Source organism: Luteibacter sp. GL_149 (assembly GCF_057834065.1).
This window is the reverse complement of sequence record NZ_CM174395.1, coordinates 906025-919483: the sequence shown is the minus strand read 5'-3', so window position 1 is coordinate 919483 and position 13459 is coordinate 906025. Positions and strand designations below refer to the sequence as shown.

The following is a 13459-nucleotide window of genomic DNA, read 5'->3' as shown; positions in this document are numbered from 1 at the left end:
CCGGGGCCTTTGTTTTGTCCGCTTAACGCGTCGACAATCGCCGCAGGTCCGCGTCGACCATCATCGCAATGAGCTCCGGCATCGAGGTGCGAGGTTGCCAGCCGAGCTTCGCCTTGGCCTTCGCGGGATTGCCAAGAAGTACATCGACCTCTGCAGGACGCATGAATTTCTCGTCGATCTTCAGGAAATCCTGATAATTGAGTCCGACGTGGCGGAACGCGAGTTCACACATATCGCGCACACTCACGGTGACCCCTGTCGCCACGACGTAATCGTCGGGAGTGGGCTGCTGAAGCATGAGCCACATCGCTTCCACGTAGTCGCCAGCGAATCCCCAGTCACGCTTGCTATCGATGTTGCCAAGTCGTAACTCGGCCTGCAGACCAAGTTTGATCGAGGCCACCGCATGCGCGACCTTGCGGGTGACAAACTCAATGCCGCGAAGCGGCGATTCATGATTGAAGAGAATGCCGCTGGACGCGTGCATATCGTAGCTTTCGCGATAGTTCACTGTTGCCCAGTGCCCCATCAGCTTGGCTACACCGTAAGGGCTGCGCGGATAGAACGGCGTCGTCTCATCCTGCTGCTCCGCCTGGATAAGACCGAACATTTCACTGGTCGATGCCTGGTAGAAATGTGCATTGCGATTGACGATGCGAACAGCTTCGAGCACGCGTATGGCACCAATGCCATCGACGTCCGCCGTCAGCAGCGGTTGCTGCCACGAAGTGCCGACGAAGCTCTGTGCACCAAGGTTATAAACCTCCGAGGCTTTCGACACTTCCATCGCGCGAATGAGCGACGAGAGATCGGAAAGATCGCCCTCGATCATGTGCACCTCGTCCGCGACGCCCAGTTCACGGAGACGCCAGGATGTGTCGGTGCTACGACGGGGCAGAAACCCGTGAACGACATAGCCCTTCTGAAGCAGAAGCTGCGCAAGATAGGCGCCGTCCTGGCCAGTGATGCCGGTAATCAGTGCGGATTTGGAGTTATTGCTCATACACGGCCTCTTGCGTCGTTCATGACGTCTTCCAGGGTTTGCTCAATAGTGATGGCTGGCGACCAGCCGGTGTCCTGTTGCAGAAGTGCGGTGTCCGCAACCATTCGCCGCTGCTCGGCCGGACGCATTCGGGTTGGGTCCTGCACGATCTCTGGCGATACACCAGCCATCTTGCACATGGTCTCGATGAGACCGCGCATACGGTGCTCGACACCGCTTGCTACATTGTAGATACGGCCCGGAACTCCTGACATCAAAAGAGCCCCGTAAGCTGCGACCACGTCGCGAACATCGGTAAAATCCCGTGTCGTGTCGATGTCGCCAGCCTCCAGACGTAGCGGAATTCGGCCCTCCGCCATATCGACGATTTGTCTGGCGAACGACGGGACCGCGAAGTTTGTATCCTGACCGGGACCGATATGATTGAAAGGGCGCGCTACCACAACGTCCATGCCGTGAGCCCGGTGCCACATCATCGTCAACTGCTCGGCTGCGACCTTACTGACGGCATAGGGATTTCGCGGTTCAGGCATGCGCCGTTCGCTAACAGGAAGCGCAGCATCCGGCACCAATCCATAGACGTCGCCTGAGCTGACAAACAATAACCGCCCGGCAAACCCGGTTGCGGAAAGTCCCTGCAGAAGATTCGCCGTACCGAGCACGTTGATATCGAGCGTTTCCACCGGATTTGCGAACGACCGCGGCACGAAGCTCTGTGCCGCGAGATGCAGCACCGCAGTTGGGCGAACATCGGCGATGAGATCCGCTACCTGCGCCACCTGACGCACGTCGAAAGAAGCAGGCGCCGCCACAAGGGTCCAGGAGGAGAAAGCACTGGAATGCGCTGTAAAAACATGCCGGCCGACGAAACCTCCTGCCCCCGTCACCAGCAAGCGGGCACCGGCAGGTACCTCAGACATGCGAGAGAACCTCGGCGAGTTCCGCCTTCAGATCCTCAATGCATTCCACGCCTACGCTGAGCCGGACGAGATTGTCGCTAATTCCGAGCCTGGCCCGGACATCCGCGGGAATCGATGCGTGGGTCATGATGGCGGGGTGGTTAACGAGACTCTCGACGCCGCCGAGCGATTCGGCAAGGGAAAAGAGCTTCGTGCGCTCACAGAACGCTATTGCCGCCTCTCTACCGCCCTTGAGATAAATACTGATCATTCCGCCGAAGCCGTCCATCTGCTTCTTCGCCAGCTCGTGCTGGGGATGGTCGGCCAGGCCCGGATATACCACCTTCTCGATCTCGTCGCGGCCGGTCAGCCATTCGGCAAGAGCCTGCGCGTTCTCGCAATGGGCACGCATTCGCAGATGCAGTGTCTTTAAACCACGAAGGGCGAGGAAACTATCGAAAGGTCCCTGTACGGCGCCAATCGAGTTCTGCAGGAACGCCATCTTTTCGGCAAGCTGCTCTGTACGGGCGACAACCACCCCCCCCACCATATCCGAGTGACCGTTCAGGTATTTGGTTGCCGAGTGCAGGACGAGGTCCGCCCCCCATGCGAGCGGGCGCTGCAACATGGGAGAGCAGAAAGTGTTGTCGACCACGACGAGCAGGTCGTGCTGCCTGGCGAAAGCCACGATCGCCTCGATATCGGCGAGCTTGAGCAGCGGATTGGTCGGCGTCTCGACCCAGATCATCCTGGAATTCGGTTTGACGGCGGCCGCGAGAGCGGCCGTGTCGTTCAGGTCGATGAATGTGAAATCCAACGACGCCGAGCGACGGCGGACCCGCTCGAACAGACGATAAGAACCACCATAGAGATCATCCATGGCAATGACGTGGCTACCGGCGTCCAGCAACTCCAGAACAGTGGCGGCGGCGGCAAGTCCTGATGCGAAAGCGAACCCTGCGGCACCCCCCTCAAGACCGGCAACGCAGCGCTCATAAGCCATGCGGGTCGGGTTCTGTGTCCGGGAATACTCAAATCCCTGGTGCACTCCGGGACTTTGCTGGACGTATGTCGACGTGGCGTAGATAGGCGGCATGATCGCCCCCGTCGAAGGATCCGGCGATTGGCCTGCATGGATGGCAAGGGTCCCCAAGCCGTACTTCGTGGTGTACTCGGCGTCTGTCATGGTTTTCGTCCAATGTCCTGGCGCAGGCTGGGCCAAGGGTCAAAAGGCGCATATTACCTCGAAAGCACCCAATGGCCCCGCCGCCCGAGGCGAACATCCCGTCCAGAGGCCTCCTTCCCGTTCAGCCAAATTTGGCCATGAGAGCAAGAAAAGGCATCATGATGCCCCCCAAACGGCGAGTCCAACCCCGGCCCGCCCCATTCAGAACGCGTAGAGGGAACCGCACCGATGATCAGCCAGGGCACTGGACCGAAAACAATACTTGTCACCGGAGGCGCGGGCTTCATCGGAGCCAATTTCGTACTGGGGGCCGTATCCGACGGGCTCACGGTCGTAAATCTGGACAAACTGACGTACGCCGGAAACCCCGACACACTTTCCTCTCTGGCCGATAATCCGCGCCATCACTTCGTGCAAGGCGATATCGGCGACCGGTCGCTCATCGCCCGATTGCTTTCCGAGCATAAACCGGACGCGGTAGTAAACTTCGCCGCCGAGTCGCACGTAGACCGTTCAATCGACGGCCCCGCCGCCTTCGTGGAAACCAACGTCGTTGGTACCCTGGGCCTGCTGGAGGGGACTCGCGACCATTGGCGCGCGCTCGACGCGGAGAAAAAAGCGGGCTTCCGCTTCCTGCATGTGTCGACCGACGAAGTGTTCGGCTCACTTGGCAGCGAGGGTAAGTTCACGGAAGAAACCCCTTACGCTCCAAACTCCCCCTACTCCGCATCCAAAGCTTCCTCGGACCACCTGGTCCGGGCGTTCCACCATACCTACGGTTTGCCGGTTCTCACGACGAATTGCTCGAACAACTACGGCCCTTACCAGTTCCCCGAGAAGTTGATTCCCCTAGTCATCCAGAAGGCTCTCGCTGGCGAGCCCCTGCCGGTTTACGGAGACGGGCGCAACGTGCGCGACTGGCTCCACGTAACCGACCATTGCCTGGCAATCAGACGCGTCCTCGAGTCAGGTCGCGTTGGCGAAACCTACAACGTGGGCGGCAACGCAGAGCGCGAAAACATTGAAGTCGTCCGATCAATCTGCGCGATCCTGGACAGCAATAAGGCACTTCCCAGTGGCGTTCGACGCGAATCGCTGATCACATACGTCAAGGACCGGCCTGGACATGATCGCCGCTACGCGATCGATTCGAGCAAACTTCAGCGCGAACTGGGCTGGCAACCAACCCACACCTTCGAAACGGGTATCGCCGACACTGTGAACTGGTATCTGCAGAATCAAGCATGGATAAGCCGTGTCCTCGACGGTAGCTATCGTATGGAGCGTCTGGGCGCATGAGCACGACCAAGGGAATCATCCTCGCCGGAGGCTCGGGCACGCGTCTGTATCCCGTAACGCAAGCAGTTAGCAAGCAACTTCTGCCTGTCTACGACAAGCCCATGATCTACTATCCGCTCGCAACGCTCATGCTCGCTGGCATCCGCGATATCCTCGTCATCAATACGCCACACGAGCAAGCGCTGTTCCAGCACCTGCTGGGCGACGGGTCGCAATGGGGTATCAACATTACCTATGCCGTACAACCGTCGCCCGACGGCCTGGCCCAAGCCTTCCTGATTGGTCGTGCCTTTCTCGACGGTTCCCCGAGCTGCCTTGTACTGGGCGACAACATCTTTTATGGCGTAGGACTTACCGAACGACTGAAGCGCGCGGCGGCGCGCAAACGAGGCGCGACCGTATTCGGATACTGGGTACGGGATCCGGAGCGCTACGGAGTGGCCGAATTCGATGCGGTGGGACACGTGATCGGGCTTGAGGAAAAACCAGCCAAACCTAAATCGCACTACGCGGTCACCGGTCTGTATTTTTACGATGGTCGCGCCAGCGACTTTGCAGCGGACCTGCGCCCATCGGCTCGCGGTGAACTCGAAATCACGGACTTGAACCGCTGCTACCTCGACGACCAGAGCCTTCACCTGGAACAGCTTGGGCGCGGATACGCGTGGCTCGACACGGGGACACACGAATCCTTGATGGAAGCTGGCAACTATGTCCAGACCATCGAAAATCGACAAGGCTTAAAAGTGTGCTGTCCGGAGGAAATTGCTTTCCTCAATGACTGGATCGATGCGGAACAACTATTGCGCCTCGCCGCTCCGCTTGCAAAAACCGGGTACGGCCAATACCTGAAGGCACTGATCGAACAAGGGCACGTTGAATGAAGTTCGTTCAAACTGAACTACCGGGCGCGATCGTCATCGAACCACAAGTGTTCGGTGATTCGCGAGGCTTTTTCTACGAAAGCTACAACGAAGCGAAGTACCGGGAAGCAGGCATCGACCGGCAATTTGTCCAGTCGAACGTATCCCGCTCCGCTCGCGGGGTACTCCGCGGACTTCACTACCAATGGCCGAATCCACAGGGAAAGCTTGTCAGCGTTCTCGAAGGTGAGGTTTACGATGTTGCCGTCGACATCCGCCATGGCTCACCAACCTTCGGGCGCTGGACCGCGGTGATGCTCACAGCCGAAAACCATAGACATTTCTGGATTCCCGAAGGATTCGCGCATGGCTTCTGCGTCGTTTCCGACTACGCGACGTTTTCGTACCAGTGCACCGCACTTTACGACCGAACAACGGATGCGGGCATACGCTGGGACGATCCCGCCATAGGCGTCGACTGGCCGGTACACGCGCCACTGCTCTCCGAAAAGGATGCGGCCGCTCCCATGCTTGCGGATGTCCCCGTCGCGCGTCTGCCGGAGTTCGCACGTTGAACGTGTTGCTTCTCGGAGCAAACGGTCAGCTCGGCCAGACGTTCATCGCCGACGGAGGCCTGGCGCGTCGAGGTACCCTCACCTCGGCCAGCCGCGATGGACATCTGATCGATGGGACCAGGGGAGAAATCGCCGACCTGAGCGATCCCAGTAGCCTGATAGAGTTACTCGAACGTGTCCGACCCTCGGTTATCGTAAACGCTGCAGCTTACACGGCCGTAGACCGTGCCGAGAACGAAGAAGACGTTGCCACGCAAGTGAATGGTGAGGCGCTGGGCGTACTGGGTACCTGGGCAGCGGCACATGACACGCTGGTAATTCATTTCTCAACCGACTACGTATTCAATGGCCTGAGTACAGTGCCATATGCGGACGATGCTCCGACCACGCCTCTTGGTGCTTATGGCCGAAGTAAGCTCGCGGGCGAACTCGCCCTACGCGCCAGTGGCACCGCGCATCTCATCTTCCGCACCGCGTGGGTTTACGCCGCGCATGGGGCGAACTTCCTGAGGACGATGCTGCGTCTCGGTAGCGAGCGCGACGAACTCCGTGTGGTAGCCGATCAACACGGTGCTCCAACCGACACGAAGCTGATAGTCGCCGGTACGCTGGTGGCACTGGATCGATGGACGGCTGCGACGCCGGTCGACAGGGAAATCCTGCAAGGCACTTATCATCTTGTATCGAGCGGTGCTACCACGTGGCATGGCTTTGCGTCTGAAATCCTCTCGCATGCGGCACAACGTGGGCTGATCGCCCGATCCCCCCATATCGAACCCATAACTACCGCCGATTTCCCTACGCCGGCCGCTCGCCCTGCCTATTCCGTTCTCGACAATCGACGATTTGCCCAGACCTTCGGGTTTTCGCTTCCCGACTGGAAGCAAGGGCTCGATAGCGTTATGAACGACCTCTCAATCCATACGGCATGATCCGACCATGTTGATCCCACTCATTCTCAGCGGCGGCAGCGGCACTCGACTCTGGCCGGTCTCCCGCAAAAACCTGCCTAAGCAGTTCCTTACCCTCGCGGGCAACCTGACGCTATTCCAGCAAACGGTCGCGCGCGCGGCCAATCTCGTCGACGCCGCGGCACCCATTGTCGTCGCAGCCGAGGATCACCGTTTCCTCGTCGCCGAGCAGCTTCAGGAGATGGGTGTCGAAGGCGCAAGCATCCTGCTCGAACCCGTCGCCCGGAATACGGCGCCAGCGATCGCCCTTGGCGCGCTCAGGGCAATGGACTATTCGCCCGACGCATTGATCCTTGTATTGCCAGCCGACCACCTGATAGCGGATAGCGACGCATTTATCGCAGCGGTCAAAACTGCGGAAAAGGCGGCGCTTGCTGGCTGGCTGGTAACTTTTGGAATTCGCCCGGATCGGGCTGAAACCGGTTTTGGGTACATCAAACGCGCGGATGATCTGGGCGACGGTATCTACAAGGTCGGCGAGTTTGTCGAGAAACCCGATGCATCGACAGCACAAGGTTACCTCGAAGCCGGGACGTACGACTGGAACTCCGGCATGTTTTTGTTCAGCGCCGCTCGTTATCTGGAAGAACTGACCATCCACGCACCAGCTATGGTCGAAGCCGCACGTACGGCCTACACGCGTGCAAATACCGATCTCGACTTCGTGCGAATCGACGCCGAGGCTTTCTCGACCGCTCAAAGCAACTCGATCGACTATGCTGTCATGGAGCGCACCCAGCGCGCCGCTGTGGTTCCCGTCAGCTGCGGCTGGAGCGACATCGGCTCGTGGGATGCACTGTGGCTCGCGGCCAGCAAGGATGGCGACGGCAATCATCACGAAGGCGATGTCATTAGCGTCGGCACTACCGGCTCTTTCATCCGCTCGCATGACCGTCATCTCGTGGCAACCGTAGGACTGACCGATGTCGTTGTCGTCACCACTCCGGACGCCACGCTCGTCGCTCGGCGTGACGCATCGCAGGACGTAAAGCGCGTTGTCGACCAGTTAAAGACCGCCGCACGCAGCGAGCACGAACTGCATCGCGTCGTACGTCGTCCTTGGGGGAGTTATGACTCTCTCGAAGCCAGCGATCGTTTCCAGGTGAAACGCATTGTGGTCAAGCCCGGCGCATCTCTCAGCCTTCAGATGCACCACCATCGCGCCGAACATTGGATCGTCGTGTCCGGCGTAGCTGAAGTCACGTGCGACGATAAGGTCTTCCTCCTCGCGGAGAACCAGAGCACGTTTATTCCTCTCGGTAGCAAGCATCGCCTGCGGAATCCCGGCAAACTGCCGGTCGAACTCATCGAGGTGCAATCTGGAAGCTACCTCGGCGAAGATGACATCATCCGATTCGACGACGTCTACGGCCGCGCCTGAACCGATTCCGCATAACAGAGAAAGGGCCCCACCGGGGCCCTTTCTCTATTTGCCAGCAATAAGTGCGCTAATCTCTTTCGTCTTAGCATCGAGCAATACCTTATCGGCACGCGTCTCGATATTCAGACGCAGCAGTGGCTCGGTATTGGATGATCGCAGATTGAAGCGCCAGGAACCAAAGTCCGCGCTAATGCCATCCATGCTCTCAATCGCTGGATTCTTCGACTTATAAAAAGTCATCACTTTCGCAACGACCTTTGCCGCATCGTCGACAGTGAAATTGATCTCGCCACTACATGGATAAGCTGCCATGCGTTCGTCTAGCATCCTGGCCAGGGGCGTTCTGGTCCTGCAGACGCGCTCGGCGACCAGCAGCCAGGGGATCATTCCCGAGTCGCAATAAGCGAACTCGCGGAAGTAATGATGTGCGCTCATCTCACCGCCGTAAACGGCATCTTCAGCGCGCATACGCTCCTTAATGAAAGCGTGACCGGTTTTGCTTTCCACTGCGACGCCACCCGCCTGCTCCACCATGTCGATGGTGTTCCAGGTCAGGCGCGGATCATGGATGACCTTCGCACCCGGATGCTTTTCAAGAAGCTGCGCACCGAGCAGTCCGACGATGTAATACCCCTCGATGAACTTACCCGCCGCATCGAAAAGAAAGCAGCGATCGAAGTCGCCATCCCATGCAATACCAAAGTCGGCGCCGGAGTCGATGACGGCTTTCGAAGTAGCGTCCCGATTTTCCGGTAGCAGTGGATTGGGAATGCCATTCGGAAAGCTGCCGTCCGGCTCGTGATTCACGTGGACGAACTCAAACGGGAGATGCGGCTGTAACAGGTCGACGATCGCACCCGCGCCGCCGTTGCCTGCATTCACTACGATCCGTAGTGGTTTCAGGGCACCCAGGTCGATATAACCCAGCAGATGTTCGATATAGGCAGACTTGTCATGATCCTGAACGATCGCGCCCTTGGTCGCTGATGCGAGCCCAAAGTCATTCGTCTCGACCTGACGTTCGATCTCGCGCAAACCCGTATCGCCACTGATCGGCCGCGCGCCCGCGCGCACAAGTTTCATGCCGTTGTAGTCGATGGGATTATGACTGGCGGTCACCATGATGCCGCCTGCGGCTTTGCGGTGAGCCGTCTGAAAATACACCTCTTCCGTACCGCCGAGACCGATATCGATCACATCGCGACCGCCGTCAGTCAGACCGCGAGACACTGCAGCCGCCAGCGACGGACTGTCCAGACGGATGTCGTAACCGATAACTACGCTTCCACCATCGACCGTGCCAGCGAACGCACGGCCGATGCGGTAAGCGACATCTTCGTTCAGCTCATCTGGAAGACGACCGCGAATGTCATAGGCCTTGAAGCACTTCATTTTTTGTTCCTTCAACAACAGCGAAAGTCGTATGGCTCGCCAGTTTCCGCGACCGACCAGCGCGACTCAAGTCCCATGGTCACCGGAGAGGCCCATACTGACCGGCATGCGAATGGCCAGCGCAGGAGCCCCGCCGTCGCCTACTCCACAGTCACCGACTTCGCCAGATTCCGCGGCTGGTCCACATCGGTGCCGCGCATCACGGCCACGTGATACGAAAGCAGTTGCAGAGGGATAGTGAATACCGCCGGCGAGATGAACTCGCCACCCGACTCCAGCCGCACCATCACGCCCTGTTCTATCGTGTCGTCCATCTCCGCATGCTCGTCGGCGAAGACGAACAGTTCGCCACCACGCGCACGGACTTCCTGAAGATTGGACTTCAGCTTGTCGAGCAAGGGGCCATTGGGTGCTACCGCGACGATCGGCATGTCCTCGTCCACCAGCGCCAGCGGGCCGTGCTTCAGCTCGCCGGCCGGGTAAGCCTCGGCATGGATATACGAGATTTCCTTGAGCTTCAGCGAGCCTTCCAGCGCAACCGGATACTGCACGCCACGGCCGAGGAACAGGGCGTTGTGTTTCAGGATGAAATGCTCGGCCAATTCTTCGATCTGGGGCTCGATGCGCAGTGCGGATTCGATGAAGCGCGGCAGAGACTGAAGCTCCTTGCACAGCTTCAGGTAACGGGCATGATCCAGGCCACGGCGGCGCCCAAGATCGAGTGCAAGTAGTGCAAATGCCGCCAGCTGCGTGGTGAATGCCTTCGTCGAAGCAACCCCGATTTCCGGGCCCGCACGCGTCATTAGGCGAAGATCGGACTCGCGTACGACCGACGATTCGGGAACATTACAGATCGCGAACGTGGCGAGATAACCCCGACGACGCGATTCGCGCATCGCGGCAAGCGTGTCGGCGGTTTCGCCCGATTGCGACACGGCAACGAACAAGGTGTCTTCGGGGACGACAACATCGCGGTAACGGTATTCGCTCGCCACTTCCACGACGACGGGGAGTCGTGCCAGCTCTTCGATCCAGTACTTGGCGACCATGCCGGCGTGATAACTCGTGCCGCAGGCCACGATATGGATCTGCTTCGTACGATCGAGTACCGGATCGGCGTCGATTCCAAAAATATTGGGTAGCACGCCACTCGGACCGATGCGCCCTTCAAGCGTGTCCGCAACGGCACGCGGCTGTTCGAAGATTTCTTTCTGCATGTAGTGACGGTATTCGCCACGTTCGACCGCGTCGGCCGATAACTCGCTCTCATGCGCAGCACGATCCACCGGTTGACCATCCAGCGTGAATACCTGCACGCTTTCGCGGGTGATCTCCACGACGTCGTCTTCCTCAAGGTACATCATGCGGTTTGTAACCTTGATGAGCGCCTGAGCATCGGACCCAAGGAAATGCTCGCCAATACCGATACCGACGAGCAGAGGGCATCCACGGCGCGCACCTACGATACGACCCGGCTCATCCAGACTGACGACAGCAATGGCATACGCACCTTCCAGTTCGCGCACAGCCGCCAGTACCGCTTGACGCAAGGACTTACCCGTCGAAACATGCTCGTCGATCAACGCGCCCATCACCTCGGTATCGGTCTCCGAGTTGAATACACGCCCCTTGGCCTTGAGCGTTTCGCGCAAGCTCGCATAATTTTCGATAATGCCGTTATGCACAATTGCGATGCGACCCTGCACATGGGGATGCGCATTCGCTTCATTGGGCACACCGTGCGTCGCCCAGCGTGTATGAGCGATACCCGTCCCGCCCGGAACCGGATCGGCGTCGTAAAGAGCCTCCATCTCGCGCACTTTTCCTTTGGCACGAACACGCCGGATCGTACCGTCGCCGACGATGGCGAGCCCTGCGGAATCATAGCCACGATACTCAAGGGCCTTGAGACCAGCGATCAGGATCGGTGCGATATCGCGCTGCGCAACAGCGGCAACAATTCCACACATAGTTTGCTCCTTTGGTTCAGTTGACCTTGCGACGCAGATAATTCAGCAGGTCGATACGGGTGATAAGACCGAGGAACTGGTCGTCGTCGACAACGATGGCGACATGACCTTTCTCGAAAACGGGTAACAGGGCCTCAATCGACGAGGTCACCTGAAGCATTTCGGGCGACGCGATCATGGCTGTGGAAACGGGGTCGCGGAACCGCGTTTCGTCGGAGTGCACGTGCAACAGAACGTCGGACTCGTCGAGGATACCTACGATGCGATCGCCCTCCATGACCGGCAGCTGGGATACGTCGTACAGCTTCATGCGGTTATAGGCGGTGATGAGCATATCGTCCGGCTTCACCACGACGGTGTCGCGCTGTGCGTAAGGACGCAGGATCAGATCGCGCAGATCGCCGAAACGTTCGCGTTCGATGAAGCCGTTGTCGAGCATCCAGTAATCGTTGTACATCTTCGACAGATACTTGTTGCCGGTATCGCATACCAGCGTGACCACGCGCTTGGGTGTCGTCTGTTCGCGGCAGTACTTCAACGCCGCGGCGAGCAGCGTGCCCGTCGACGAACCGCCCAGCACGCCTTCCTTCGCCAGCAGTTCGCGTGCGGCGAGGAAACTCTCCTTGTCGCTGATCGCGTAAGCCTTCTTCACGCGCGAGAAGTCGCTGATCGACGGCAGGAAGTCTTCCCCGATGCCCTCGACCATCCAGCTACCGGACTTCTCCGAGAGCACGCCTTCGTTGATGTACTGCGCAAGGATCGAACCGACCGGATCGGCAAGAACGATTTCCGTGCCCGGCGAATGTTCGTTGAGATACGCGGTCAGCCCACTCATCGTGCCGGACGATCCACAGCCGACGACGATCGCGTCGACCTTGCCGTCCAGTTGATCCAGGATTTCCGGACCGGTCGTCTGGGCGTGCGCCAGCGGGTTGTCTGGATTACCGAACTGGTTGATGAAGTACGCCCCCGGCGTTTCGCGAGCGATGCGCTCGGCCATGTCCTGGTAGTACTCGGGGTGCCCCTTGGCGACGTCCGACCGGGTCAGCAGGACCTCGGCGCCCATGGCCTTCAGGTTGAAGATCTTTTCGCGACTCATCTTGTCCGGCACCACGAGGATCAGGCGGTAGCCCTTCTGCTGCGCGACAAGCGCCAGCCCCAGGCCAGTATTGCCTGCCGTACCTTCCACCAGGGTGTCGCCGGGTTTGATCTTTCCGGCACGTTCGGCCCCCTCGATCATCGACATGCCGATGCGATCCTTGATCGATCCACCGGGATTCGTGCTCTCGAGCTTCAGGAACAGTTCGCAACAGCCTGCGTCCAGACGCTGGGCGCGCACCATCGGGGTGCGACCGATCAACTCGAGGACGCTGTCGTAAACGCTCATCTGAACTCCGTCGTGTGACGCGCCGCCTTTGCGACGCCTGATTGCAACCGGAAAGTTCCGGTCGCGGACGCCCATGATAATGGTTGCGCCGCCCGGAAGCCTCCCGGCCCGACGGCCGACAACGAATGGCTTAGCCCTTCCCGCCCGCCATCAAGCAAGACAAAAAAACGGCGGATACGTTCCCGTACCCGCCGTCTTGCCTGATTCTCGGCTTACCGATCAATGCGATCGATGTCGCCAGTCCCACATTCGCTGGAGTCGCGTCTTTGCCTGCAGCTTCTCGTTTTTCATCGCCTTGAGCGAAGAATCATCGACAGGCAGCACGCCGATGTCGGCGTCGTGTACCTTGCTGTCGAGTTCCTTATGGCGATAGTAGAGTTGACGAAAATCCACGTCGGACTTCATGAATGCTTCGACGTCGTCACGCTGCTGGTTTTCGAACATATCGATCTCCTCGCGGGTAGTCCGGGGCACGGGAGCCGTGACCCTCTTCGTTCGGGAGCGATGCGCGCACGGATCTCGCCAAAGGGCGG

12 protein-coding genes are annotated in these 13459 nt (G+C 59.1%); 5 read left to right on the top strand and 7 right to left on the bottom strand.

Annotation, left to right across the window (positions count from 1 at the left end; all coding sequences use genetic code 11):
* Positions 1-22: 22 nt before the first annotated feature.
* From gmd to AC3IR3_RS04110, 3 genes are read right to left on the bottom strand one after another with little or no spacing between them, the layout of a single operon-like run.
* Positions 23-1003, bottom strand: coding sequence for a GDP-mannose 4,6-dehydratase (gene gmd, locus AC3IR3_RS04120; RefSeq protein ID WP_489195748.1), 981 nt, complete (start codon positions 1001-1003; stop codon positions 23-25).
* Positions 1000-1923, bottom strand: a complete 924-nt coding sequence (locus AC3IR3_RS04115) for a GDP-mannose 4,6-dehydratase (RefSeq protein ID WP_489195747.1) — start codon at positions 1921-1923, stop codon at positions 1000-1002. Before AC3IR3_RS04115 ends, gmd begins: the two co-directional genes overlap by 4 nt.
* Positions 1916-3088, bottom strand: a complete 1173-nt coding sequence (locus tag AC3IR3_RS04110; RefSeq protein ID WP_489195746.1) for a cystathionine gamma-synthase — start codon at positions 3086-3088, stop codon at positions 1916-1918. Before AC3IR3_RS04110 ends, AC3IR3_RS04115 begins: the two co-directional genes overlap by 8 nt.
* Positions 3089-3316: 228 nt before the next feature.
* Here AC3IR3_RS04110 and rfbB point away from each other — a divergent pair, with 228 nt between their 5' ends.
* From rfbB to AC3IR3_RS04085, 5 genes are read left to right on the top strand one after another with little or no spacing between them, the layout of a single operon-like run.
* Entirely contained in the window at positions 3317-4387 is a 1071-nt protein-coding gene (gene rfbB, locus AC3IR3_RS04105) for a dTDP-glucose 4,6-dehydratase (protein WP_489195745.1), read from the top strand.
* Positions 4384-5271 (top strand): glucose-1-phosphate thymidylyltransferase RfbA, encoded by an 888-nt coding sequence (gene rfbA / locus AC3IR3_RS04100; protein ID WP_489195744.1) that lies wholly within the window; start codon positions 4384-4386, stop codon positions 5269-5271. Before rfbB ends, rfbA begins: the two co-directional genes overlap by 4 nt.
* Positions 5268-5825 (top strand): dTDP-4-dehydrorhamnose 3,5-epimerase, encoded by a 558-nt coding sequence (gene rfbC / locus AC3IR3_RS04095; protein WP_489195743.1) that lies wholly within the window; start codon positions 5268-5270, stop codon positions 5823-5825. The genes rfbA and rfbC overlap by 4 nt, the downstream gene beginning before the upstream one ends.
* Positions 5822-6757 (top strand): dTDP-4-dehydrorhamnose reductase, encoded by a 936-nt coding sequence (gene rfbD / locus AC3IR3_RS04090; protein WP_489195742.1) that lies wholly within the window; start codon positions 5822-5824, stop codon positions 6755-6757. Before rfbC ends, rfbD begins: the two co-directional genes overlap by 4 nt.
* 7 nt (positions 6758-6764) lie before the next feature.
* Positions 6765-8177 (top strand): mannose-1-phosphate guanylyltransferase/mannose-6-phosphate isomerase, encoded by a 1413-nt coding sequence (locus tag AC3IR3_RS04085; RefSeq protein ID WP_489195741.1) that lies wholly within the window; start codon positions 6765-6767, stop codon positions 8175-8177.
* Positions 8178-8222: 45 nt separating this feature from the next.
* Here the strand turns inward: AC3IR3_RS04085 and AC3IR3_RS04080 are convergent, their stop codons facing one another.
* The 4 genes from AC3IR3_RS04080 to AC3IR3_RS04065 form a co-directional block, all read right to left on the bottom strand.
* Positions 8223-9569, bottom strand: coding sequence for a phosphohexomutase domain-containing protein (locus AC3IR3_RS04080; protein ID WP_489195740.1), 1347 nt, complete (start codon positions 9567-9569; stop codon positions 8223-8225).
* Positions 9570-9709: 140 nt separating this feature from the next.
* Positions 9710-11539 (bottom strand): glutamine--fructose-6-phosphate transaminase (isomerizing), encoded by a 1830-nt coding sequence (glmS, locus tag AC3IR3_RS04075; protein WP_489195739.1) that lies wholly within the window; start codon positions 11537-11539, stop codon positions 9710-9712.
* A gap of 16 nt (positions 11540-11555) precedes the next feature.
* Positions 11556-12926 (bottom strand): pyridoxal-phosphate dependent enzyme, encoded by a 1371-nt coding sequence (locus AC3IR3_RS04070; RefSeq protein ID WP_489195738.1) that lies wholly within the window; start codon positions 12924-12926, stop codon positions 11556-11558.
* Positions 12927-13145: 219 nt separating this feature from the next.
* A complete protein-coding gene (locus tag AC3IR3_RS04065) occupies positions 13146-13370 on the bottom strand; it encodes an HP1242/YdcH family protein (protein ID WP_489195737.1) in 225 nt (74 codons plus the stop codon).
* Positions 13371-13459: the final 89 nt, after the last annotated feature.

Excerpts from the sequence above, each read along its gene's own strand:
- gmd (WP_489195748.1), bottom strand. The coding sequence starts at position 1,003 with ATGAGCAATAACTCCAAATCCGCACTGATTACCGGCATCACTGGCCAG.
- AC3IR3_RS04115 (WP_489195747.1), bottom strand. The coding sequence starts at position 1,923 with ATGTCTGAGGTACCTGCCGGTGCCCGCTTGCTGGTGACGGGGGCAGGA.
- AC3IR3_RS04110 (WP_489195746.1), bottom strand. The coding sequence starts at position 3,088 with ATGACAGACGCCGAGTACACCACGAAGTACGGCTTGGGGACCCTTGCC.
- rfbB (WP_489195745.1), top strand. The coding sequence starts at position 3,317 with ATGATCAGCCAGGGCACTGGACCGAAAACAATACTTGTCACCGGAGGC.
- rfbA (WP_489195744.1), top strand. The coding sequence starts at position 4,384 with ATGAGCACGACCAAGGGAATCATCCTCGCCGGAGGCTCGGGCACGCGT.
- rfbC (WP_489195743.1), top strand. The coding sequence starts at position 5,268 with ATGAAGTTCGTTCAAACTGAACTACCGGGCGCGATCGTCATCGAACCA.
- AC3IR3_RS04085 (WP_489195741.1), top strand. The coding sequence starts at position 6,765 with ATGTTGATCCCACTCATTCTCAGCGGCGGCAGCGGCACTCGACTCTGG.
- AC3IR3_RS04080 (WP_489195740.1), bottom strand. The coding sequence starts at position 9,569 with ATGAAGTGCTTCAAGGCCTATGACATTCGCGGTCGTCTTCCAGATGAG.
- glmS (WP_489195739.1), bottom strand. The coding sequence starts at position 11,539 with ATGTGTGGAATTGTTGCCGCTGTTGCGCAGCGCGATATCGCACCGATC.
- AC3IR3_RS04070 (WP_489195738.1), bottom strand. The coding sequence starts at position 12,926 with ATGAGCGTTTACGACAGCGTCCTCGAGTTGATCGGTCGCACCCCGATG.
- AC3IR3_RS04065 (WP_489195737.1), bottom strand. The coding sequence starts at position 13,370 with ATGTTCGAAAACCAGCAGCGTGACGACGTCGAAGCATTCATGAAGTCC.